Raw genomic sequence first — 24,974 nt, forward strand, 5'->3', positions numbered from 1 at the left:
GCCTTTAAGTTGATTTCAAAGTTAGCCTACACAGTATTAGATATAAATTCCACCTTTCCACCTTTCAATTGTTGAAATATTACATTTCAATTTAAAATTCACCACCAATTAGATTTTTTATTTAGTAGCACTTATACGGGAACAAAGCGATAAAAATGCTAAACTTAAGACTCAATTGTACTGGGGTCTCTTAGATGAATATTTTTAAACTAAGCATATTGGCATCGGCCACGCTGCTATCAAGTACAGCGTCAGCTCAGGTGCTCTATAAAGATCAAATTATCTACTGGCAGGAGAAAAAGCTCGGCCGCACACTGAGTGAATACGAGCGGAAAATTGCAATTGAGCAATTCGCCAAAACAAAGCCCATTGCCAGCCAAATAAAAACACCTTATGCAATTAAAAACGTGCACCTTGGCAATACTAAGTTGGGCAAACAATTTGCGGTGGGCACGGCGCAAACACTTAATGAAGCGAAAATTCTTGCTATTCTGGTCGATTTCCCGGATTTGCCTAACGACCAAAACCGACTAAACCCGGGTGATACGGATATGTACTACTCGAGCTATCCCGCGTCTCACTACCAATCATTATTGTACTCAGATAGCGGCTATAACGGGCCGAACAATGAATCGTTGCAATCCGCTACCCAATTTTATCAAGCGGCCTCAGGCGGAAGCTTCAAGGTATCTGGCAATGCATTTGGCTGGGTAAGAGCCGCTCAAAATGCAGCCTACTATGGCGAACAAGAAGGCGATACCCGAGACTTACGACCCGATGAGTTAGTGTTCGAAGCTGTAAGCAAAGCTGTAACTCAATTTAATATCGACTTATCTGAGTACGATAAAACAGATTTGAATGACATAGATGGTGATGGCAACCGCCTTGAGCCTGACGGCATTATTGACCATGTCATGTTATTTCATTCAAGTATCGGTCAAGAAGCAGGTGGCGGCGTATTAGATACTGACGCAATTTGGTCACATCGCTTCTTCGTATTTGATGAAAACAACCAGCCAAAGACAATTCCAGATACCAATTACAAGGTTTATAACTACACTATTAATCCTATTGATGCTGCAATCGGTGTGGTTGTCCATGAGTTTGGTCATGACCTCGGATTACCGGACGAATACGACTTAAATTCCAATGACATAGGTGAACCTGTTGCGCTTTGGTCAGTCATGTCTTCAGGCAGTTACTTAGGTCAATTAAGTGGCTCGCAACCCACCCAGTTCTCCCCTAAAAGCCTTGAGTTTTTGCAACAAAATTACGCAGGTAATTGGTTAACCCAAACCGAGTACACGTTTGATGATTTGAGTACAGAACAAACGGTAACACTCACAGATATTGGGGTGAACAATGGTACTACGAATCAAATAAAGATAAATTTGCCTGCGGAACTAGAGGAATTTGTAACGCCACTTGATGGAAATTATCACTATTACTCAGGACAAGACGACAAACTCAATAACCAAGCAAGTTTTACCGTAAGCTTGCCTAACGCAAGCCAAATTTCATTATCCATGCTTGCAAATTATAGTATCGAGCTTAACTACGATATTTTCCAAGTGGCGGTAAATGGACAGCCAATTGCAGGCAATACCACAAAATCAAATCATCCAAATTATGCCAGTGTCACTAATTACATGGATGGCGAGTCGTCTGCTTTTGGGGCTAACCCAATTACGCTAGATTTTGATATCTCAGCGTACCGAGGACAAACTGTCACCGTAACATTCGTTTATCAAACTGACGATTTTGAAACACTTAAAGGGGTATTACTAGATAACATCGCAGTGACAGCGGATGGTACGCAAATTTATACCAATACCGCAGAGCCAACAAACGACTTAGTCTACAACGGTTTTCGTAAAATATCAGGTTACAGAGCTAAACCTAGTAACGCTTACTACGCGCATTTACGCTCATTTAGAGGGTTAGATGCTGGTTTGTCTTTGTCTGGTTATAATTCTGGTGTGTTGATGTGGTACAGCAACGATGGACAAAGCAATAATTCTACTTCGTTACACCCAGGTTCTGGCGAAATGTTGGTAATTGACCAAGACCAAAACCCAATTTTCAAAGCCGACGGTACGACACCTGCAACGAGTATTATTCAGGTCAAAGATGCAACACTGCGTTTAGATACTCAAAAAGCAGGTCTTGGCGATCAACATCTCACGCCAATCAGTACGTTTGATGATACTCAGGATTACACTTTCTCCATCCAAAAAGAGTCAGGTGTTAGTTTGCCTGGTTTTGGTGTTCAACTTAGATTGAATACCATAGAAGAAGATGCAAGCAGCGCGCAAGTCGGTGTGATTTATCTCAGCGACCCTAAAATCACTCAAGTACAATCTCAGAACACCGTTAAGTTTAATGTCAAAGGTTTAGCATTAAACGAATCAGATAGTTTTTTGTGGAGCTTTGGTGATGGTCAAACAAGTAACGCGCTTTCACCTCTTCACAGCTATCAAGATATTGGCAACTATACGGTAATGTTCACACGAACCAAAGCTGACGGGAGCAGTTCAGCGTTAAGTTCAAATGTTAGCGTTGGCAACGTCGAGCCAATCTCGCTTACAGTCGGTGATATCAAAGCGACCGCAGTAGGGCAAGGCTTTGTCTTCAATGCCGAAATTATCGGTGGCACAGCGCCTTATGAGCTTGAATGGAACTTTGGTGATGGGACAACAGCATCATCTAACTCAGTTGAACATATCTATGAGCTAAGCGGCACGTACACGGTAACACTTAATGTGAAAGACGCCGAAGATGAAGCGGTAACTAAATCAACCTCAGTGACAGTCGTAGTACCACTAAGCATTGAAGCCACAGCGACCACATCTAACTTACAGGCAAGCTTTGTCGCAACTGCTGCTGGTGGTGATGGTAACTATCAAGCTAATTGGGATTTCGGTGATGGTACGCAAGGTTCTGGTTTAACTACAACGCATAGTTACGCTCAAGCGGGTACATATAATGTCGTGTTAACGCTATCGGATGGTGCAGATCAAAGCGCGAAAGGCACTGTTGAGATCACAGTGACGGCACCGACAACAACGCCGACGGACTCTGGTGATAGCGGATCGTCTGGGGGCAGTATCGGATGGTTTGCATTAATTGGTGGAATGCTAGTGGGATTAAGAAGAAGGTGGTGCTGACGCACCACCCGAGGATTAAATGGAGCGTTAAGAATTAAAGACGCTCAATTACCGCCTGTGTGAAATCGGTAGTGCCGTGGCTACCACCAAGATCGCGCGTTGTACGGTCACCGCTCTTGATAACGTCAGCTACTGCACTGCGGATTTTTTCCGCTTTATCAGCTTCGCCTAAGTACTCAAGCATTTGAATTGAAGCTAGAATAACAGAAGTTGGGTTTGCAAGGTTTTTGCCTGCGATATCTGGTGCGCTACCGTGAACTGCTTCAAAGATTGCAGCATCAGTACCAATGTTTGCACCTGGCGCCATACCAAGACCACCAACAAGACCCGCACAAAGATCAGAAAGGATATCACCGAAAAGGTTTGTTGTGACGATCACATCAAACTCTTCAGGTGTCATTACAAGTTTCATACAAGTGGCATCAACGATCATTTCTGCTGATTCAATTTCAGGGTAACGCTCACCCACTTCACGAGCAACTTTAAGGAATAGACCTGAAGTTGATTTTAGGATGTTCGCTTTGTGAACCGCTGTTACTTTCTTACGACCTTCACGCTGTGCTAACTCATAAGCGAAAGTTACGATCTTTTCGGCACCTTCGCGAGTGATCTTTGACATTGCTTCCGCTTCGTTGCCATCTTCAGAAACAACTTGACCAAGACCCGAGTACATACCTTGCGTGTTTTCACGTACGGTAATGATATCAATGTCATCGTAACGTGCTTTAGTACCTTCAAATGACTTAACTGGACGAACGTTTGCGTAAAGGCCAAAATGCTTACGCAATGTCACGTTAATTGAAGTGAAACCTTCGCCAACAGGTGTAGTTAGTGGGCCCTTTAGCGTGATTTTGTTACGCTCAATTGCTTCTAGCGTTGCTGCTGGAAGTAATTCACCTGTTTTTTCTAAAGCAGCCAAACCTGCGTCTACGTACTCGTATTCATAGTCGCAACCTACGGCTTTTAAGATCTCGATTGCTGAATCGATGATGCTAGGGCCAATGCCGTCGCCACGGATAACTGTGATGGTTTGCTGTGCCATGTTTTTTCCTTTATCAAAAGTTGGAATACACCCGAGAAGAATTGCAGACTAAGTTTAGTAGAAATTAACAAAGGTGTACGTTCGCTTGTTTAAGCCGCGTTTTATAGCAATTAATTAGGTCTTATTCCAGTATGGAATGAAAAAATGACATACATATGATTTATGCTTGTTATTGATAGTATTTATAGAATAAATATCAGGCAATAGATGAGTAAAATCCGGCCTCTAGTAGCGCTACATCAAACTTTTGTGCGGTAACAAAACGACTTTCAGCTAATACGTCATCGACTAATTGTTTTTGCCATGCTGTTAACACAAAAGTGGGGGATATCACTTTAAGTGCAATCAGTTTAATAAAAATGAATAGTTTACACTGTGTGTTGGTCTGAGATTTTTTTAACGTTTCGCTATCTAGCATTGCCTTATGAAGAATGCTTTTTTCAAAGTACTGCTGATTAAAGTCTAAGTATTTATCTTTTGCTATTGCGCGGATCCCAAATAGGTTAGCAATTGATACTAGTTCTTCTGAATACTCACGAGAATGGAGTGCCGTGGCATGTTGGATCTCTACCCCTTGTTTAGTCACTAAAAATACAATAACCGCTGCAAATGGCGACAATAAACGCTCAAATTGTTCACCATAACTTTCACCAACATATAAGGCGATGATTTGACTAATTACGCCATATTTATGCACGATATCTTCTGTGAAAGGAAGCTTATGATTGGCTATGATCTGCTCAAGCAATACTCGCTGCGCCAGTAATCCAGCGGCATCAAGTCCTACCATGGCGAGAGAGTGCCTAACCGATGCGGCTTTTAGATTTTCACGGTTATACTGCTTTGCTGCGATCTGCAATGCACTTGACACCGAATCGAACTCGCAAATCAGCTTTTCAAGTGCACGAATACTTTGAAATTGACTGTGAGATAAGGCTTTTACTGTTTCTAGTAGATGTAAATGTTCAGAACCGAATGGAAGTGCTGCTGGTTCAGCAGCTCGGTCCCAGATATTGTAAAGTAGCTTTGCATCTGTTGTTGCAGTTAAACCACAGTGAAACTGGAATTTACGGTTGGCCTTCGCCAGCTTTTTGGTTTGCCCTTGTTCGACAACAGCAATTATTTTTTCACTATTGCTTTGTATCACCAAAAAGCCCACTTCGCCTTTAATCTCGCACAGCAACCCCGCAGGATGTTTAACAAATGCCCCTGCAATTGCACTCAGCACTTTTAATGCAAAAGCATAACTGAGCTTGCTATAAAGAAGCTTAATCGCTCTGTCTAAAGCCACGCAATTTTGCTTGTGTGTTGGCGTTATTAAGCTTGCTAATCGGTGAGCAATTGCAACAATCAAAGAAGCATGGTCATTAAAGCGCTGAGGGGTAGAAGCCACTAGCTTGCTGTCGTAGTTTGAAAGGCGAGATAAAATTCGCAAACATTGCAAGTTAGGTGTTTGCCCATCACTCAGTATTTGTACGGCCAATTGATGGCGAACTTTCCAAAGCTTATCTTGCTGTGCATCTAACTTTTTACCTGCTGCGAGTTGATCGCTTTCTCTCGCTACGCATAAATAGTCCGCAAAGCTTGCAAGCAATAGCTCTTCGGTTACCGCACGAGAAAACTTTAAGTGATGACAAGCCATACAAACCAACACATTTTGATTCATGACCAGATTAGTGTTGTAACCTAAGTTTTGTGAATACAGTCCAAGCTGCCCATGCATTCTACTAGGCGAGGACTCATAACAGTCCATATAAAGCTGTGCAAGTTTAACTAGGGTGGGGTAGATAGAAGACCACTTCTCTTTGTGATAATAAAGACGTAATACTTTGTGTGTACCTTGGGCTATCGCGAACAGCGTTTTACTAGTAACTATCCTTGCATCCATCTATCTTTACCAATTTTATTAAGTAAACGCTCTATTTTAAAACGGTAAAATAGCTTTGTTAGCAAGGCAAACACTTTGCTATTTAGTTGTTCTAAATGAGGCGTTGTTAACGAAGCTAATATGGTATTGTACCCTTCAAATTGGTTGGAAAATTAATCTAATTGGTATCACACTTTATCAAATGTGACCCGAGCACCAGGTCCCCAAAGCTTTAATATGCCATTTTCAAACAATAATCCGGTGCATTCATCTTCCGTAGTAATACCATCTGGTTTTACAAGCTGAGTACGATAAAACACAATTTGTACAATCGTATTGTCTTGTTTCTTCTTTACATACGTTAGATCCGGGCTACCCAAGGTATCTAACACAGTGTCTAACTCAGTCGGCTTTTCAAGGCTAAGATTACGAATGAAACGATTGTTAAACGCTTCTCGGTCCTGCCAAATCATCGCTTGCGGGTCATCTTTATAATAATTGATCACGAGAAACACCACAGTAACGTAAACCGCAAGGCCAAGAAATATGTACTGTAGTATTTTCCTAATCATCTAACTGCTCAATAAAGAATGGGTAAAACGGACCTTGTATCTGCAATAACTGAGATACGCTTGTATGCAATATATCAAAGTCATCTACATTCGCCTAGCGCTTAGCGACGATGTAATACATTGCTAATCAAAAGTCCCTTCAAACCACTCGTATATCCTTCAAACTAAAGCCAATTTCAATATCTCTTCTTAGTGTCACTAGCGCAAGGCTGGTAACATAGTCGCTTGCTCCGGCCTCTAATTTTGCTTTTACAGCAGGCTTTACGGTCTCATCTTTTAGCATACTTTCAAAGTCGTCATGCTTTGCCAGCAGCTCTTGCGCCGTCTTGACCCCAACCCCAGTCACACCTGGAATATCGTTCGTCTTGTCGCCACTTAGTGCCCAAAACATTTCGAGCTTGCTTTGGGTGACAGAAAATCGACTTTTGATATCTTCAATAGAAATTATCGACTTTTTAAAATAGTCGTACACAGAGATAGCATCATTTATCAGGGGTAAGAAGCCTTTATCAGTCGATACTATCGTGCAGTTAACGTTGGCAGCTGCGGCTTTACAGGCAAGCGTCGCTATCACATCGTCAGCTTCATCATGTTCCGGGTTAAATGATTTAACACCAACACTTGCAAACGCTTCTGAAAACTTATCGAGGTTCTGATTTAGGAATTCGGGCATTGGTTGACGGCTTATTTTATATTTTGGGTAGAAGTGATAACGCCAACTCTTATCACCATCAAAGACCGCAACGGCGTGTGTCGCTCCCGTTTTACGTAACAAGCTACGAGTAGCTTGCTCTACACGAAGACAAGAGGCCTTTATATGGGCCTCTTGTTCTTTATTACCTTTTGGTTCGTTAACAGCATAGATGCGCCTGATAAGGTTAAGCGCATCTATTAACAACAAATTATTCATTCACTCTAAGCTTTAATTTTATAACACGGTATATATTTACTTCCAGGTAGCTTCATTCGCCCCTGAGTCACAAATGCACCTAGCAGCTTATCCATATCGGCCATCAGTGATTTATCACCACTTAATTCATACGGACCATGTTGTTTAATTGCTGTAATACCTTCATCCTTCACGTTACCGGCAACAATACCAGAAAAAGCACGTCTTAAGTTAGCGGCCAGTAATTGTTTTGGTTGCTCAAGGTGTAGGTCTAAGCCCGACATATTTTCATGGGTTGGTGCAAATGGATGCTGAAAATCATTTTCAATCTTTAATGTCCAATTAAAGTAATAGGCATCACCTTCAGACTTACGATACTCGCGCACCGTTGCCATCGATTGTTTGAGCTTTTTGGCTACCAGCTCTGGATTGTCTACGATAATCTCAAACTTAGACAGAGCTTCTTTCCCGAGTGTTTTTTCAACAAAGGCACTGAGTTCTTCAAAATATGCAGCCGACTCTTTAGGACCTGTTAATATCACAGGTAAACATTGCTTTTCGTTTTCTGGATGTAACAAAATACCCAATAAATAAAGCAGCTCTTCAGCTGTTCCAGCGCCACCTGGGAAAATAATGATGCCATGCGCAATGCGTATAAACGCTTCTAAACGTTTTTCAATATCAGGCAAAATCACTAATTCATTAACAATAGGATTAGGCGGCTCAGCGGCAATAATACTGGGTTCGGTAAGGCCTAAATAACGGTTATTCGAGATCCGTTGCTTAGCATGACCAATTGTTGCTCCTTTCATCGGGCCTTTCATTGCGCCCGGCCCACAACCAGTACAAATGTTTAGGCCACGAAGCCCAAGTTGATAACCCACTTCCTTGGTGTATTTGTATTCAACTTCATTAATTGAATGACCACCCCAACAGACAATCATGTTAGGGTCTTTATTCACTTCAAGCGCATCAGCATTACGCAGCATGTCAAAAACCATATGGGTAATTTCTACCGGCGATTTGTTTTCACCGTGGTATTTTTGACAGATAAAAAGTATGTCGCGGATCACAGAGAATATATGCTCATGAATACCGGTGATTATTTGACCATCGACAAAAGCTGACTCGGGGGGATTGCTTAACGCAATTTTTATTCCTCGCTCGCGTGCGAGTAGCTGGATATCAAAATCTTCGTATTTATCGTAGATTTCAGAACTGGAATCGGTATGACTACCTACATTCAATACCGCCAATGCACAATTTCTAAAAAGCCTATATCTCTCACTTGTGGTTGACTGCTGAAGTAAATCGACTTCCAATCTAGATAATAAGTTAAGAACCCCAGTTGGGTTTAGCTCTACTTGCATAGGCTTACTCCTTGTTTGTAATGCGCAGCGAATTGGCATAACTAAGCAAAACGGGGGCGAGTATAATGTCTCGCCACTCAGCCTTTACCCAAGTTAACCCTATTTACTTAAAACACAATCTATCTCGCCCGCTATTTTTCGCTTCATAAAGCGCTGCATCAGCTCGGTCAAAGGCACCCAACGCAGTGTCCCCTTTGACAAACTGAGTAGCACCGAGAGAAATCGTAATTTCGACTTCTTTTTCTTTAAATTTGAATGGTATAGATTTAATGACTTGCCTTACTTTTTCAAGCGGTTTTTGAGCATGAGTGAGCGGCATACCTGGCATTAGCAAAACAAATTCCTCGCCGCCGTAGCGTGCGATAAAATCGCTTTTCCTAATAGACTTTTTAAGGGCTCGTGCGATCACTTGCAATGTTTTGTCGCCTGCACTATGACCATAACGGTCGTTGATAGATTTAAAGTGATCAACGTCGATAACAACCAGCGTTACATCTGAGTCGTTTATCTCAAATAGGTGCATTTCATGGGTTAGACGCTCATCGAAAGCAGCTCTATTTGGTAACTTAGTTAAGCTATCCAATAGGCTTTTGAACTTTTGTTCGCTGAGTCGCTTTTTATAATTTGAAACTTTAGACTCTAAGGTGTTAATACGATTATTAATTGCATCAAACGAGTCAAGCAGCGCCTCTCGTTCATGTTTTTCAAGCTTTTCACGCTCTATCAAATCAGCACTCAGTAGTTTCAACTCATTGTCGACCAAGGCTTTAAGCTCAGTTATTGAGTTGGCGTTTTGGGTTTGCTGATTTAAGTTTTGAATTTTTAACTCTATTTTATTGTTTAACGACTGTAGTTCTTTAGATGTTGATTTTGAACGCGCCGTTGTTTCAACAATAGAGCGATGTAACTCTTCCAGTGTTTGATTCAGTGAAACCAAAAAACCTTGTGCGGATTGGCGCTCTTTGGCAATCGTTTGCGCAATAATTTTAATGATTTCTGTCGCTGCTGAATATAAATTATTTAAACTGTTGTTTTCCGCAACGCTTGCGCGGATCTCTTTAACCTTTTCTATTACTTCATCTTCGAAAATTAATTCGTTGATCAAAGCTTGAAGTTCAGCAGCTAGTTCTGGGTGATGGCTATGAGATGTTTCTTCTGTAATTTCTACTTTTGATTGTAAAACCGTATGGTAGATAGAAACCAAAGACTCTAACGCGGGGATGTAAGCATTAGTAGAGTTGATATCTTCAAGCTCTACATCCAATAAATGACGCAACTTTCTGCGCGACTCATCTGGTAATCCCTTGAGCTTCTGCAGTAACTTTCCGCTTTGCTGAATTGCCGTTTGCAATGCTTTTTGATTATTTGAATTGGTCACTTCTTGTGACTTTAGCGGCTCGGAAATTCCGTCAATAAAAGGCACAAGCAGCTCAAAATCGACGCCTTTATTAAGTGCAATACGAAATTTAGCTAACTGATTATCAAGTGAAACATCTTGCCCTTTGCAGGCTAAGGATAACTTTGCAGCAAATTGAGTAAGGAGTTCTACTTGTTGTTTTCTTGCATCCTCAAGCGTTTTTCTAGCCTCTATGGCTTGCTTTAATTTCTGCTCGAGCATTACGGCATTGTCAGTCACAGATTTCCAATCATAAAATAATCTCTTAGTTACTAAGTCTACAACAAATTACGCCGTTATGCGCAGAAATTTAACACGGTAAAGTATCGGAGTTTGCTGTTTACTCATCGATATTACTTCGCGTGTAAGTCGCTGATTTGGTAAATTGATTTTATCTCGAATTACCGAAACAAAAATAATGAAGAAAAGTCTTATTGCCTTAGCATGTACAGCAACCTTTAGTGTTTATGCTGACGTCGACTACCATATTTCAATTACACAACCACAGCATCACCTTGCAGAAGTAGAAGTTAAGTTTCCAAAATCCTCACAATCAAGCATTGATGTGCAACTTCCAGATTGGCGTACAGGTCGCTACGAGATATTGGATTTAGCCAACGGCGTACGCTTTTTTGACGCAAAATCTCAAAGCGGGCAAGCACAAAAATGGGAAAAAATTGATAAAAACACATGGCGTGTACACCTTAGCGAGCCTACCGAGCTGACGGTTAAATATCAGATTTATGCCAATGAGTTAGGTCTTCGAGCCAGACACATAGATGACACCCACGCGTTTATTGATGCATCTGGCTTTTTGATGTTTAGTGAATCTTTCAGATCTGAGCCTGTTTCTGTTGAACTCAATGTACCTAAGGGCTGGCGTTCTGTCTCTGGTATGGACTTTGCCGATTCAAAACACAGCTTCAAAGCCGATAACTACGACATATTGTTAGATTCCCCTATTGAAACTGGTATTAATCAGCTACACAAATTTGAAGTAGATGGCCGCAAATATGAATTAGTTATTTGGGGCGAGGGTAACTATGACGTTGACCAAATGCTCGCGGATCTTAAAAAACTCGTTCAAACCGGCACGCTCATTTGGCACGATTATCCTTATGACCGTTATGTCTTTATGGTGCATGCAACCAGTGGTGCACGAGGGGCAACAGAGCACTTAAATTCGACGATTATTCAAAGACATAGAGACAGTTTTAAAGAAAGAGATGACTATATTGGTTTTATCTCTACAGCAGCACATGAATTCATCCACACGTGGAATGTCAAAAACTATCGCCCAGCGGGCATGGTTCCTTATGATTACGTCGCACCAAATTACACGGATTTGTTGTGGCTAGCTGAAGGCTCAACCAGCTACTTTGAGGATTATTTGCTGCTAAGTGCAGGGATCACCACCAATGACGAATATCTTAAAATGCTGACTAAGCGTGTTAATCGTCATTTGAAAACTCCTGGTCGTCATGTTCAGTCGGTTGCTGCAACGAGCTTTGATAAATGGATCAATCAAGGTGGCGATCATGGGATAAATTACAGCACCAATATCTATTCAGAAGGTGCGTTGGTGTCCATGGCACTTGATATCGATTTACTCGAGAAGTCAAACGGAAAAATTAGCTACCGTGACGTTCATAAAGCGCTTTACCAACAGCATAAACTGCCAAACAGCTTCACCAGTGAAGATGTTAAAAACATCCTAAAAGCGCTTACCGGTCAAGATTACAATACTTGGTGGAATGAATATGTTAATACACCAGCGAACATAGACTTTGACAAGTTATTCGACAAAGTAGGACTTGTTTATGATTATCCAGAGTCGGCTAAAATGATCGCTAGCTTAGATGGTATGGCAAGACAAAAGGGTGAATTACTGGAGCTGACCCATGTAGCTCGAGATGGGAATGCATGGCAAGCGGGGCTAACAGCAGGCGACCTTATCGTTGCATTTGATAAACACCATGTTCGTAAAGATTTAAAAGCGAGCTTAGAAAACTTCAAGCCTGGTCAAACAATCACGGTAGATTTTATCCGTCGTGATAAGTTGATGAATACGAAAATCAAGCTTGACCGCGACCATGATAAGCCTAAAAAGATAACATTTACACCTAACCCATCAAGCGAGCAAGCGTTACTTTATAAAGCGTGGATGGGGGTTTCTCACCCAAATGAAATAAAATAATGGCAATCAAAAAGGGCTGATGATTATCAGCCCTTTTATAGTCCACAACCCTAAGCTAAAAAGCAATTAGCTAAGCTTAGGGCCACTTAACTTACATAATGCGAGAAAAGAAGCGTGAACGGTTTTTAGAACGACTTCTACGCATAGAAGAACGGATCTGAGCGCGTGTGCCCGCAAGCCAGCTTTCACGATCGACCTTAGCATTATCACCACGTCTTGCTTCTTCAGTAGCTCTAAAGCCACAGAATTCACGGTATGCTTTTAAATCTAGCGACAGTTCTTGTAACACAAGTTCAATCATAATCGCATCATCGACATAGCCCAATACTGGGATATGATCTGGAACGATGTCTTCAGGCTCACTGAAGTAAGCAAGAGAAGCCATGATCTCGCGCTTTTCATCTTCAGGCATTTGCCATTCTTCATCTAACACTGCGTCAATTAGCGTTTGTAACGAAATTAGACGAGTGCTTACAAATTCAGGAAGGTTGGATTTCTCCATCGTAGCCACTAAATCACGCGCTTTAGCAATGATTTCGGCGTCACTTACATCGCCACTTTTTTCAATAGCAGCTTTCATCATTCCACGGAAGTGTTCAAGATCTGAATCAGAGAGTTCAAAGTTGATTTCTATAGACACGTCTGTGCTCCCTCAACGTTGTTATTATTAATGGTTTAAGCAAAAAGTTAAACTTATTGCAATAATCTTAGATACTAGCACATCTTTTTCAGAAGTCTTCCCATAAATTACACTTTTAACACGAATTTTTCTCTATTACGTACAAGTATAAAACCCATTGTTCAAAAGGCGTACAGCGGCTTTCGCACCATATAACTAGAAGTGTTGTTGATAGCGTTTGAGAACCAGCCCGCGATAAAACTTGTTTTTTATAAACTTATGTATCTGTAGCAATTGTTTGCGCCAAAAATACCGTTTTGCTCCTGTAACACTTGGAGCTCTATCTATGGTACTCGCAAACTTTTCACCATGGCTAACAGGACAAGGGCTCATTACAAAAACACTCAGATCTTTTTCCCAAAAATATTGATAATCAATATCAATCGGTCTGCCGAAAGGAATTGATGTGGATAATATTTTCTTTGCCCCTTTGAGACTTACAAGCTGGGCAACGGTTCCGGCAGGTACCTTATTTTGCATAAATAATGATAGTGATTTATTTAGCGGAAAGCTTGCAATCGGAGTGCGCTTGTTCTTCTGAGACTGGAATAGCTTGATCATATCCCAATCAAATGGCAATGAAGCGATCAGTTGGTCAATCTGTGCTAAGTCGTCGTGTAGTTGGAAATCATCTTCAAAAATAAAAGCATAGGGCAGTTCTAACTCAACAATTTTGCTCAGTACTTTTATATGACTTAAATAACAACCTATCTCTCCTAATGTTAAAGGCCGGAAATATTGCTTAGCGTTTTTTAACTTACAATAACTCGTATCTAAAACGTCTGCGCTCAGCTCTGCACCTTTTACAGCGCTTATCCTTTCAAAGGGTAGAGAGTACTTATCAAACTGGAGAGTAGATTCCTTGAGTCTATCAGTACAAGAATCTAAATTGATGAGAAAAATATTCGGTTTGGTCACAATGAGTCTTAAATCCGCTAACTAATTACATTTTGAGTGTGCGACTTTTGTATGACAGTGAAATGACGAAACTCTGACATAGAGTAGGGTATTAACCCTACTCTATAAGAAAGTATTACCAGTCACTCGCAGCTGAGCAATAACTCACTGCAGTCTGACGGTCTTCCGTTCTGTTATCATGGCGACTTGACATGCCGATGATTGCACCATTACCACCTAATGTCCAAGGTTGGTCGTAGCCTGTGTATTGTGTTGTAATACATGATTCAGCGAATAGTGCAGCGCCTGTGCTCGAGGTTGCCATAGATGCGCAATTAAAGTTAAACAAACGGTCTTCTGTGCCATTATCGTGACGACTTGACATTCCGACAAAGAATTGACCATTAGGACAAACAAAGTTAAACGCTTGGTCGTATGAATTTACGTAACCGCTCCACTTTGTCGTTTTACGATAAATGCGACTGCCGCTATCCGTTGTAAATTTTGCACAGACTAAGCTAAAACGTCTGTCTTCTTGTTTATCTTGATGGTAGCTTGAAATTGATTTTATAAACATATTACTTGGACAAGTGTAAGTAAATGCTTGGTCAAAATCATTTAAATACCCCGTATTGAGTTCACTATAAACACGTAAGTTACCACCAGCTAGCGTTGAAAAATCACTGGCAATTTCTGTGCGCTCAGTTTTTGCTAACTTAGTCTCAGTAACGTCATAACCTGAAACATCGTTATTAGTTTCTATTAGCGCAATTATCTCATCTAGGTTCTTAGCTTGAGAAGCGGGGATCTCATATACACTGCCATTTACTGTATACTCAAATGGCTTAGCTTGTTCATTAGCCGAAGCTGGGTTACAAAACATAGCAAGAGAGAGGGATAGAGCAGACAACTTTATCAATGTGTTCATCTTAATTCCTTTAAAAATAGTAGTTAATTTAGCGCTAACAACAAAAATAGCAGCTGAATTAAATGCTACTTTTTTTTAATAAACAAGCTTTTTATTAACACATCAAAACCAAAGAAATGCATAATAAGCATCAATTAAATATAGACTGTTGCAGATCCCAACTCCACTCAAAATATATACTGCTTATTTTTTCTAAATTTTTATCGCGTTACACCACAATTACTATTCAATATTTTCATATAAAAGACGCCACACGAAGCGACATTAGAATCGAGTAAAGCAACAATTAAAAATTTATTAACGCTTAAACAGACAAAGTGAAGTGGATTGCAAAGGAGGAATGCTAGGGGACAGGGTAGGAGAAGCACAACGCTTCTCCATATTTTACATCTTATTTTTCAGTCACATTAAACGTAACGATCCATGGCGTGACTTTGTCGAGGCCTTTGCCTAGTTCAATTGCAATTTTGCTAGTAGAGCTCGGTGACATAATTTCCGTACGCATTAGCTGGCCACTCTTTTGGCTATCACCAACCCAAGAGTGATCTAAACATTGCTTTGCGAGACTCTGCGCATAGTTATGGATTTTTACCGCGTTTTCATATTCCTTGAACTGCTCAGAACAGGTATATTTTGATTTTCCAGAAGCGCTTTCTATGATTTGGCATTTATTGCCAACTAGATGTGCCTTGGCCTGCCAAGAGTTGATTAACTTTGCGCCGACTTCAGCACCTTTAAGCGCAGAAAACCCATTGGGTGATGCACTTAGAAGTGCATTAAGTTTCTCGCAATTAGACATATCATCGAGCTTCTCTTGTTGCTCAGGGGTCAATGTTGAACATCCGGCAGCTGTCAACCCTGCCAGCATTAGACCAAGTAATCTTGTTTTCATAAACCGTTCCATACTGTTCGCAGTCGCACCATTAAAGTTAGACTAATATTTTGCCACTGCATAGTTGTAAGACTATGAGAAGTTTACCTTATTTATATGAACAGGGGTTGATCTAATTACAGATTTATCCCGATTATGGTAGGTTGGCTTGTTAATGCACTATGCCTGAAACAAGCCAACGAAAAGATAGGCGAAAGGATTACTTACCCAAAGCGCAAATTACTTATGCCTATCTTTGAGCGTACTGACCACCTCACTGAGTGTAAGCCCTTGTCGCTGTAATAAGACAATAAGATGATACAGTAAGTCTGCGGACTCATTGAGCAACTCTTCGTTGTCGTTTTTCATCGCCGCCAGCGCCACTTCAACCCCTTCTTCTCCCACTTTTTGACAACTACGACTTAAGTCTTTAGCAAATAAAGAGGCGGTATAACTGCTTTCAGGAGATGCATTTTTCCTCTGGGCAATCACTCGCTCAAGCTTTCCTAAAAATGCAAGCTCTGGCATGGTGTCCGCAAAGCAGCTTTCGCTGCCGAGGTGGCAAGTTGGACCTTGCGGCTTTGCATAAATCAGCAAGCTGTCTTTATCACAATCGGTATGTACTTCCACCAAGGTTAAAACATTGTTTGAGGTTTCACCTTTGGTCCAAAGACGCGATTTTGAACGCGAATAAAAAGTGACGAGCTGCTTTTCTAGCGTCGCCTCAAGGGCTTCTCTGTTCATAAAGCCTTGCATCAACACTACCCCGGTTAATACATCTTGTACGATAGCGGGAATGAGTGCTGACTTATCAAAATCTACTTCTGCTATGTTTTGTTTATTAATTATCATTGTCGTGCCGCCACATCATTATTTATTAAGAACTGCTTGAGCTTTGGAATGTCAATCACACCTTTATGGAATACACTTGCAGCCAAAGCACCATCGACATTAGTTTGTTTAAATACATCAACAAAGTCTTGCATACTGCCTGCGCCGCCAGAGGCTATAAGTGGCACTTTACACAGCGCTCTAATCGCGCTCAGCTGCGCTATGTCATAGCCATTACGCACGCCATCTTGATTCATACAATTAAGTACAATCTCTCCAGCGCCAAGATCTTGAACTCGTTTGACCCATTCTTGCGTTTTGTATCGAGTACGACTTGCCGCATTCGGATCGCCAGTTAACTGGTATACTAAATATTCTTGAGTTTGCTTATCATAAAAGCTGTCTACGCCCACAACCACACATTGCTTGCCAAATTCGTCATGTAACTCTTTAATGAGTTCAGGCCTTGCAATGGCCGGGCTATTAATGGAGATCTTATCTGCGCCTTGCTCAAGCACTCGAGCCGCATCAGCCACCGATTTAATCCCACCAGCGACGCAAAATGGTATATCGATATGTCTGGCAATTTCAGCTACCCAATTGACATCGAGTAAACGCTTTTCGACGCTAGCACTGATCTCATAAAACACCAGTTCATCAGCACCTGCCTCACTATAACGCTGGGCGAGATCAAGAATATCACCGACGACTTCATGGCCTTGAAATTTAACACCTTTGACCACCTGACCGTCTTTTACGTCTAAACAAGGAATTATGCGTTTTGATAACATGCTAAAGCCTCCTCAACGCTAAATACACCTTCAAGTAGCGACTTGCCAAGTATCACTCCACCTACTTGTTGCTTTGCAAGCCGTGCAATATCGTCAAGAGAGCTCACGCCCCCTGATGCTTGTACTTTAATTGCACTGTTATGCTTAGTGATGTCTTCGTATAAGGAAAACGATGGACCTGTCATCGTGCCATCCTTACTGATATCCGTGCATAAAAAATCACTTACACCTTGCTCAACATAAAAATCTAATAGCTCGAATAGATCGCTTTTCGCATCATTTAGCCAGCCATGAGTGGCAGGGGACCAGCCACTTTCGGTTTTGTTCACATCAAGTGCTATCACAAATTTATCGGCGCCACATGCTTTAATCCACGCAGCAACTTCTTGCTGTTTATCGACCGCCATCGAGCCTATCACCACTTGGGCGGCTCCGGCATCTAGCCATTGCTTTACGTCGTCAATACTGCGAATACCACCGCCTACCTGAAAGGGAACAGATAAAGCCTTAGTCGCCGCTTGGATAGTGCGCCATTGCTTTTTGCTCGGGTCACGAGCGCCTTCTAAATCCACCAAATGTAGCTTGGCTGCGCCTGCATTTTGGTATTCAAGTAAACGCTCGGCTAAATTAAATGGGTAAAACTGTGCGGTTTCGTACTTGCCTTGATACAAACGAACAATATTGTTCTCTAATACATCTAAAGCGGGAATAATCATTGTTCGTCCTTTTATAGCTGCCAATTAATAAAGTTTTGTAAAAGCTGCGCGCCAACCTTGCCGCTGCGCTCAGGGTGAAATTGCATGCCGGCATAATTGTCGTTTGCAACAATCGCAGAAAACGCTTGACCGTACTCACCCGAAACCAGTGTCGATTGATTGATGGTATGCGCAAAACTGTGCACAAAGTACACTTGATCTTGTTCACTAAGCCCTGTAGTGAGCGCATGGGGCTTCACCACACGAAGATTATTCCAGCCCATATGCGGTGCAGTTAACTCGTTAGTCTCTAATAACTCAACCTTTCCCGGAATGCGACCTAAGCACGGAATATCACCTTCTTCAGTCGACTCACAAAGCAGCTGCATTCCTAAACAAATCCCCATCAAAGGCCGTTGATAGTCAGCTATTGCCTCTGCCCAGCCTTGCTCATTTAAGCGCTTCATTGCCACATTAGCATGGCCGACGCCGGGTAAAATGGCTCGTTCAAAGCGGGCTAATTTCTCAGGTGCAGTGATCACTTCAGGCGTGACACCAAGGCGCTCAAATGCAAAACGCACTGAGTTAATATTGGCACAACCAGTATTAATAATTGCAATCATAAACACCCCTTAGAACTTGCCATTTGCTGTGACGCATCCGCTGCAATTGCCATACGAATAGCACGAGAAAATGCTTTGAATAAGCCCTCAACTTGGTGGTGGGCATTACCTTCGCTTACGCTCAAAATTAAACTCACTGCCGCATTATCCGCGAAGGATTTAAAGAAATGCTCAACCATTTGAACATCCAAGTTACCCACTTTATCTCGTGTAAAGTCAGCATTAAGTACAAAAGACGCGCGTCCAGATAAATCCAACTGACATTCTGCTTTACATTCGTCCATAGGCAACGCAAAGCCATAACGTGCGATTTGTGATTTTGTACCAAGCGCGGTCTTAAAGGCCTGACCAAGGGCAATCCCGATGTCTTCTACGAGGTGGTGCTCGTCTATATGTAAGTCACCTTTCGCCTGAATATTCAGGCCAAGATTAGCGTGAGTTCTAATCTGATCTAGCATGTGATCAAAAAAACCAAGCCCTGTTGAAATCTCTCCATTGGCTTGTTGGTCCAGATTTATCGCTACCGAAATCTGTGTTTCTTTGGTATTTCTAGCAATTTGTGCACTGCGATTTAAGGTGGTTAACTGCGTCACAATAGCAGGCCAGTTATCTTCGTAGAGAATACCTTCAATGCAGAGGTTTTCTGCAAGCTGAATATCGGTTTGCCTATCGCCAATAACAAATGATTTGCTAAGATTCACTTTACCAGAACGCATCAGTTCTGTGAGTAATCCTGTTTTAGGTTTGCGACATTGGCAGTTGTCTTCGTCAAAGTGAGGACAGATCAGAACTTCCTCAAAACGGACCCCTTGGCTGGTGAGGATTTGCATCATTTTATCTTGAGGAGCATCAAAATCAGCTTGAGGGAAGCTATCCGTACCGAGACCATCTTGGTTAGATACCATCACTAACTTGTAACCAAACGACTGCAGTTGTAATAACGCTGGGATCACATTGGGTAATAGTGCCAATTTCTCTAGGCTATCCACTTGCTTATCGGTTATTGGCTCTTCGATAATAGTGCCATCGCGGTCGATGAATAAATAGGGGGCGCTCATAATACTTCCTCAGTGACTTGGCATTGTTTCAGCCAGTTTTCTACTTGTTTTAATTCCTGCTCGTTGCCGATAGAGATCCGCAGCCAGTTGTCCTCGCCAAACAGCACAAATGGCCGCATGATTAACCCTTGGCGCATCGCTTGAACCACAAACTGTTTGTCGGTTAGCTGTAAAGTAACAAAGTTGCCTTCGCCGCATAATATTGCGCTTACGAACTCGCTGTCTTGTAGCCATTGTATAAGCTTCTTTTTTGCTAGGTTCAAAATAGAGACTTGCCGGCGCATCTGCGTTATCGCATCTGACGTTAACGCTGTTGCTGCTATTTGTGCCACTACTGTAGAAACAGGGTAGGGCGCAATCACTTTTCTCACCGGTGCCAATAGCGCTTCACTCGCTAACATAAAGCCAACGCGAAGACCTGCCAGTGCAAACGCTTTAGATAGCGTACGCAGCACAACAACGTTTGAGAATTCTTTGATAAGCTCAACACAGGTTTTTTCTTCACAGAACTCAATATAAGCTTCATCTACGACCACGATTGCACGGCCTTTAAGCTTATCTGCAAGTGCAGCGACTTTGCTGGCAGGTTGTATTACACCGGTTGGGTTATTTGGATTACAAACGAAGACAAGTTTAGCGTCGCCAATTGCAGCGGTTAGTGTATCCACATCGTCATTGGCAAGCTGCGTTTGGCTTAATTCATTAATAGCGATGTTGTGGGTGTCTGCCGTAACTTTGTACATACCATAGGTAGGGGTAAAGATTGCAATGCTATCTTTAGCCGGTTCACAATATGTGCGTATTAATAACTCAATGCCTTCATCGGCACCACGCGTCATCAGTACATTTGCTTGCTCGACCTTAGCGTAGCCTGCATAGGCATCAATTACCGCTTGTGGCTGCGGATCTGGATAACGGTTTAAGTTATCAAAGCGCATTTCAAGCACACGAGCGTATGGACTTTCATTGGCATTGAGCCACGTGGTGCCTGTTAGCTTTGCACTTTTCGCAGAACTGTAGGCCTTAAGCTTTTCAATGTTATTTGGTAGCGCAATATTAGTCATTATTATTCTCCAACCTCACTTTAACGGCGTTCGCGTGTGCATCTAGGCCCTCAGCTTGTGCCAAAGGTAAAATCGCTGTGCTTAACTTACTCAACCCTTCTTTTGTGATGGTTTGTACTGTGTAAGCCTTATAAAAATCCATCAGATTTAAACTTGAATAGGTTTTTGAATAACCATAGGTCGGCAATACATGGTTGGTGCCTGACGCATAGTCACCTGCTGATTCTGGCGTATAGTCACCAACAAATACTGAGCCCGCGTTTTTTACTAGCGGCAGGAAACGCTCTGCATCTCTTATCTGTAAGATAAGGTGTTCTGGCCCATACTCTGCTGAGATCTCAAAGGCTTGCTCTATGCTCTCAACTAAAATCAGCGTGCTGTTTTTAAGCGCAGCTCTGGCAATATCAGCGCGACTAAGCTTGCTTAGTTGACGCTCGATTGCAGCTTCAGTTTCTTCGATTAGTTGACTGTCAGACGCCAATAATATGACTTGCGAGTCTTCCCCATGCTCCGCTTGAGAAAGTAGATCGGCGGCGATAAATTCTGGGTTAGCGCCCTTATCTGCAATCACTAACACCTCCGAAGGGCCTGCCGGCATATCAATCGCAAGTCCCGGCACTGACTGAGAAAGCAGCTGTTTTGCCATTGTGACAAAGCTATTGCCTGGACCAAAAATTTTGTTCACTTTTGGTACGCTGTTAGTACCTAGCGCCATGGCAGCAATTGCACCTGCACCACCACATTCAATCACATCGGTAACGCCACACAATTTAGCCGCATACAAAATCGCAGGATGTATTTGGCTATCGCCTTTAACCGGCGTTGCCAACACGATTGTTTTTGCACCACTTAGCTGCGCACACACGCCTTGCATCAATACAGAAGAAGGCAGTGGCGCGCTACCACCTGGCACATATAAACCCACGGCTTCTATCGCTTGATATCTGAGCTCACAGGTCACGCCTGGCTGAGTCTCAATTTTCTTGCTTTGTGGTAACTGCAACTGGTGAAACTTCTTAATGTTGCTATACGCTTGGTCAATAGCACTTTTAAGTTCAGCTGTTAACGCAAATTCGCTTTCAATAAGCTCTGATCCCGTTACCCGTATTCTTGGATTAATACGTGTGTCGAACTGCTCGGCATAACCAAGTAATGCATTGTCGCCGTTGCGAGCGACGTTATCAATTATCTTTTCAACTGCTGCTTTTACCTTATCGCCCACTTTGACCGCTGGACGGCTCAAGCATTCGCTGCGTTGCTCGCTGGTGGCTTGCTGCCAATCAAACATGCTGTTACTCCATCATCTTTTCAATTGGCATGACGAGAATAGAGTTAGCACCGAGCGCCTTTAACTCTTCCATTGTCTCCCAAAATAAGGTTTCAGAGCTGACCATGTGAAGTGCAACATATTCATCGCTTCCAGCAAGTGCAAGTAAAGTTGGTTGACCTGTGCCTGGAAGTAATGCACATACTTCATCTAGCTTATTCTTTGGTGCATGCATCATGATGTACTTGCTTTCTTTTGCTTGTTTCACCCCTTTAAGGCGTGGCATTAGCTTATCGATAAGCGCAAGCTTACTTTGGTCAGTCAATGCTGCATTTTGAATGAGGCAAGCGTTAGATTCTAAGATGGTATCGCCTTGCATAAGGCCATTAGCCTCAAGCGTTGCACCGGTTGATACTAAGTCACAAATCGCGTCAGCAAGGCCTGCTCGAGGTGCTACTTCTACCGAGCCCGTTAACATGACCACGCTAGCATCGATGTTCTCACGTTTTAGATATTGCTTTAAAATCTCAGGGTAGGTGGTTGCGATGCGTTTGCCGTTAAACCACGCTTTTTCCTGTTGACCTAGCTCTTGTGGCCACGCCAGCGCTAGGCGGCAAAAACCAAAGTCCAGTTTTGAAAGCTTAGTGACTTCAGCGAACTGCTCGTTGCGAACACGCTCAGCTTGAACTTCTTCTAACACGTTTTCGCCAACAATGCCTAAATCACAAACGCCGTCCATTACAAGGCCTGGAATATCGTCATCACGCACTCTAAGTACGTCAATAGGCATGTTAGTGGAGTGGGCGATTAAACGCTGTTCACGTAGATTTAGTTTTACACCAAGTTGTTTGAGTAGGGCTTGGCAATCCTTTGAAAGACGGCCTGATTTTTGGATTGCGATTCTTAAACGGTTGCTGTTGCTCATTATTTATTTCCTAATTCTTTAAACGAAAAACCCCGAGGCGGAACCTCGGGGCGAAATAAACTTTGACTATACTTTTTGCTTCGCCGGAGGTTCCTTTAAGGAATAACCCACCAGCGAAATAACTGACAGGTTATCCCGTATGATGATGGTGATGATGAATTGCTGTCAGTGTCATTAGCATGATGTTACCTTTGTAATATATCTGCTGTTCAAAAAGTTCATTTATAGATAAACATAATTTTGTTCTACTTGGCAATCATTTTTTAACGCAAATTAAAGAATAGCTTATAACAGCCGATAATAAGTAAGACCAACAGTAGGTTAGTGGGGGAACAGATGGATGCATTCAAACCTTTTTTAGGCCCAATCGTACGGCTAGATGTAACTCATAAGTCTGCATTTCATGTAGCTGGTGTGCAGCACTATAAGATTGAAAAAGTTAAGAAAGATCTAAAAACCGAGATCGAACTTAAACACCAAGCTGCTGAGCATGAAAAAATTAAAGAAAGCGAAGATGAAGAGGATGAGGAGGAAAAATCTCACGAAGAACATAAGGGTGAGAATCTAGATACATGGGCGTAGATTTATTTTGCATAAAATAACCTGTTGAACATCTTTCAATACCAGGGTTTATCTATTCCCCAACATATCCCACCCGCTTTTTCGAACCCAGCTTATGTATCGTCTAGTCCAGCGAGAGCCCGGTGAACATCTCGCTCAATTGAACGCTCTTTGGTGAGATTCAATGCCTGAAGGTAGGCACTTCTAGCCTTTTCGCTTTGTTTGAGCTCCCGGTACAACTCAGCCTGAAGCATTAAATACTCTATATGCTGCTCATCCTGTACTCGCTCTTTTTCCAATAAGTGTTCCATAGCGTCAACAGCCCTACGCTTATCACCGTGTTGCTGAAGCGCTAAATAAGCCGATGAAATACAAGCATCTCTCCACGTTGGTAGTTGGCTTAATGCGATATGCTCAATCAGGCACCCGTTAGTGAATAAACGCTGCGCTGCGTCTTTCGCTGAAAAAGTCCACAATAAGTTAGCAGCTCGATGGATCAAAACGATATCTTGTGCATAATGTTGACCCACAGAAGCTACCGTTTTTAGGGCTAACTCTTCATTTTGTGTGTTTTGTAAGTAATCCATCAAAGCCAAGTTATAGTAACGGTCATCCATTGCTTTTAGCCTATCAACTATCGCTTTTGATGCTTTTTTTTCAGAATCCCAAATGCCACTTTCTATAGCTAATGCTTTCGCTGCAGATACTAAGTACTCAGGATTATTTGGCGCCAATTCTGCGGCTCTTATAAAGTGCTTGTTAGACTTTTCAACTAAGCTAAGTTTATTAAAAAGGTTTGACTGCTGTTTAATTTGATACCATAAATTACCCGCAGTAAAATGCACCTTTGCATTGTCTATATGGCGCTTAATTAAGGTGTTTAACAGTGTTTCTTTATTATCATCATTTTGCGCAACCGCAACTGACACGGCCATTATTTCAGCATCAAGCTCTTTATCGTTTAGCGTGTTAAGCATTTTAGTGACTTGCTGATACTGACGATGATAAAAAGCAGACTCCAGCATTGTTATTTGAGAATTGGGTTGCTGTGCATATGTTAAAGCACTATACAAAATAATAACCGTGCAAGAGGTATATATAAGCGACTTAATAAACATGTTGTGTCCTTTTTAGTGTGTCCATTATCACTATTGTGTGTTTTCTAACGTAAGCTTAATTTGCAGTTTTGATACCAGCTTTTACTTTTTATATTTTTATTCATACAATCAATATGATGTAGGCTGTTATCGCTTTACTCTTACTGTATTTTGCGTGCCATTATCG

The 24,974-nt window shown here is 42.0% G+C and carries 22 protein-coding genes; 3 read left to right on the forward strand and 19 right to left on the reverse strand.

What is annotated here, in order from left to right; genetic code table 11:
• Positions 1-194 precede the first annotated feature (194 nt).
• Positions 195-3,167, forward strand: coding sequence for an immune inhibitor A domain-containing protein (locus GSF04_RS00190; protein WP_211856983.1), 2,973 nt, complete (start codon positions 195-197; stop codon positions 3,165-3,167).
• A gap of 34 nt (positions 3,168-3,201) precedes the next feature.
• On the opposite strand, the gene GSF04_RS00195 is transcribed toward GSF04_RS00190, so the two are convergent.
• From GSF04_RS00195 to GSF04_RS00220, 6 genes are all read right to left on the reverse strand, one after another.
• Positions 3,202-4,209: an isocitrate dehydrogenase gene (locus GSF04_RS00195; protein WP_010377116.1), complete on the reverse strand. Its 1,008-nt coding sequence runs from the start codon at positions 4,207-4,209 to the stop codon at positions 3,202-3,204.
• Between the two features lie 196 nt (positions 4,210-4,405).
• Complete coding sequence (locus GSF04_RS00200) at positions 4,406-6,097, reverse strand: hypothetical protein (RefSeq protein ID WP_211856985.1); 1,692 nt, start codon at positions 6,095-6,097, stop codon at positions 4,406-4,408.
• A 167-nt stretch (positions 6,098-6,264) separates the two neighbouring features.
• Positions 6,265-6,648 (reverse strand): DUF3192 domain-containing protein, encoded by a 384-nt coding sequence (locus GSF04_RS00205; RefSeq protein ID WP_010377120.1) that lies wholly within the window; start codon positions 6,646-6,648, stop codon positions 6,265-6,267.
• Positions 6,649-6,787: 139 nt separating this feature from the next.
• Entirely contained in the window at positions 6,788-7,558 is a 771-nt protein-coding gene (xni, locus tag GSF04_RS00210; RefSeq protein ID WP_211856987.1) for a flap endonuclease Xni, read from the reverse strand.
• A 5-nt stretch (positions 7,559-7,563) separates the two neighbouring features.
• Positions 7,564-8,907: a nucleotide 5'-monophosphate nucleosidase PpnN gene (ppnN, locus tag GSF04_RS00215; protein WP_211856988.1), complete on the reverse strand. Its 1,344-nt coding sequence runs from the start codon at positions 8,905-8,907 to the stop codon at positions 7,564-7,566.
• 103 nt (positions 8,908-9,010) lie between these two features.
• Positions 9,011-10,543 (reverse strand): GGDEF domain-containing protein, encoded by a 1,533-nt coding sequence (locus tag GSF04_RS00220; RefSeq protein WP_211856989.1) that lies wholly within the window; start codon positions 10,541-10,543, stop codon positions 9,011-9,013.
• A 178-nt stretch (positions 10,544-10,721) separates the two neighbouring features.
• Between GSF04_RS00220 and GSF04_RS00225 the strand changes: the two genes are divergently transcribed.
• The gene (locus GSF04_RS00225; protein WP_211856990.1) at positions 10,722-12,500 is read left to right on the forward strand and encodes a PDZ domain-containing protein; all 1,779 of its coding nucleotides are present in this window, start codon (positions 10,722-10,724) and stop codon (positions 12,498-12,500) included.
• A 91-nt stretch (positions 12,501-12,591) separates the two neighbouring features.
• Here the strand turns inward: GSF04_RS00225 and GSF04_RS00230 are convergent, their stop codons facing one another.
• The 12 genes from GSF04_RS00230 to hisG all read right to left on the reverse strand — a co-directional run bounded on the left by GSF04_RS00230 (position 12,592) and on the right by hisG (position 23,129).
• Complete coding sequence (locus tag GSF04_RS00230; RefSeq protein ID WP_211856991.1) at positions 12,592-13,140, reverse strand: YkvA family protein; 549 nt, start codon at positions 13,138-13,140, stop codon at positions 12,592-12,594.
• A 195-nt stretch (positions 13,141-13,335) separates the two neighbouring features.
• Positions 13,336-14,097, reverse strand: a complete 762-nt coding sequence (locus GSF04_RS00235) for a glycosyltransferase family 25 protein (protein ID WP_211856992.1) — start codon at positions 14,095-14,097, stop codon at positions 13,336-13,338.
• A gap of 115 nt (positions 14,098-14,212) precedes the next feature.
• A complete protein-coding gene (locus GSF04_RS00240; protein WP_039495277.1) occupies positions 14,213-15,004 on the reverse strand; it encodes a dermatopontin-like protein in 792 nt (263 codons plus the stop codon).
• 391 nt (positions 15,005-15,395) lie between these two features.
• Positions 15,396-15,896, reverse strand: a complete 501-nt coding sequence (locus GSF04_RS00245; protein WP_039495275.1) for a hypothetical protein — start codon at positions 15,894-15,896, stop codon at positions 15,396-15,398.
• A 219-nt stretch (positions 15,897-16,115) separates the two neighbouring features.
• Positions 16,116-16,727, reverse strand: a complete 612-nt coding sequence (gene hisIE / locus GSF04_RS00250) for a bifunctional phosphoribosyl-AMP cyclohydrolase/phosphoribosyl-ATP diphosphatase HisIE (protein ID WP_211856993.1) — start codon at positions 16,725-16,727, stop codon at positions 16,116-16,118.
• On the reverse strand, positions 16,724-17,497 hold the full coding sequence (gene hisF / locus GSF04_RS00255; RefSeq protein ID WP_010377140.1) for an imidazole glycerol phosphate synthase subunit HisF: 774 nt from the start codon (positions 17,495-17,497) through the stop codon (positions 16,724-16,726). Before hisF ends, hisIE begins: the two co-directional genes overlap by 4 nt.
• Positions 17,479-18,213 (reverse strand): 1-(5-phosphoribosyl)-5-[(5-phosphoribosylamino)methylideneamino] imidazole-4-carboxamide isomerase, encoded by a 735-nt coding sequence (locus GSF04_RS00260; protein WP_045990133.1) that lies wholly within the window; start codon positions 18,211-18,213, stop codon positions 17,479-17,481. Before GSF04_RS00260 ends, hisF begins: the two co-directional genes overlap by 19 nt.
• Before the next feature lie 11 nt (positions 18,214-18,224).
• Positions 18,225-18,815 carry an imidazole glycerol phosphate synthase subunit HisH gene (gene hisH, locus GSF04_RS00265; RefSeq protein ID WP_138582846.1) on the reverse strand — a complete coding sequence of 197 codons (591 nt, stop codon included), beginning with the start codon at positions 18,813-18,815 and terminating at the stop codon, positions 18,225-18,227.
• On the reverse strand, positions 18,812-19,873 hold the full coding sequence (gene hisB, locus GSF04_RS00270; RefSeq protein WP_211856994.1) for a bifunctional histidinol-phosphatase/imidazoleglycerol-phosphate dehydratase HisB: 1,062 nt from the start codon (positions 19,871-19,873) through the stop codon (positions 18,812-18,814). Before hisB ends, hisH begins: the two co-directional genes overlap by 4 nt.
• Positions 19,870-20,937, reverse strand: coding sequence for a histidinol-phosphate transaminase (gene hisC / locus GSF04_RS00275; protein WP_211856996.1), 1,068 nt, complete (start codon positions 20,935-20,937; stop codon positions 19,870-19,872). Before hisC ends, hisB begins: the two co-directional genes overlap by 4 nt.
• Complete coding sequence (hisD, locus tag GSF04_RS00280) at positions 20,930-22,225, reverse strand: histidinol dehydrogenase (RefSeq protein WP_211856998.1); 1,296 nt, start codon at positions 22,223-22,225, stop codon at positions 20,930-20,932. Before hisD ends, hisC begins: the two co-directional genes overlap by 8 nt.
• Before the next feature lie 4 nt (positions 22,226-22,229).
• Positions 22,230-23,129: an ATP phosphoribosyltransferase gene (hisG, locus tag GSF04_RS00285; protein WP_039495263.1), complete on the reverse strand. Its 900-nt coding sequence runs from the start codon at positions 23,127-23,129 to the stop codon at positions 22,230-22,232.
• 336 nt (positions 23,130-23,465) lie between these two features.
• Here hisG and GSF04_RS00290 point away from each other — a divergent pair, with 336 nt between their 5' ends.
• Positions 23,466-23,711: a hypothetical protein gene (locus GSF04_RS00290; protein ID WP_211856999.1), complete on the forward strand. Its 246-nt coding sequence runs from the start codon at positions 23,466-23,468 to the stop codon at positions 23,709-23,711.
• 92 nt (positions 23,712-23,803) lie between these two features.
• Here the strand turns inward: GSF04_RS00290 and GSF04_RS00295 are convergent, their stop codons facing one another.
• Positions 23,804-24,808 carry a hypothetical protein gene (locus GSF04_RS00295; RefSeq protein WP_211857000.1) on the reverse strand — a complete coding sequence of 335 codons (1,005 nt, stop codon included), beginning with the start codon at positions 24,806-24,808 and terminating at the stop codon, positions 23,804-23,806.
• Positions 24,809-24,974: the final 166 nt, after the last annotated feature.

The sequence above is a fragment of the Pseudoalteromonas sp. A22 genome (genome assembly GCF_018141345.1).
Taxonomy (GTDB): domain Bacteria; phylum Pseudomonadota; class Gammaproteobacteria; order Enterobacterales; family Alteromonadaceae; genus Pseudoalteromonas; species Pseudoalteromonas maricaloris.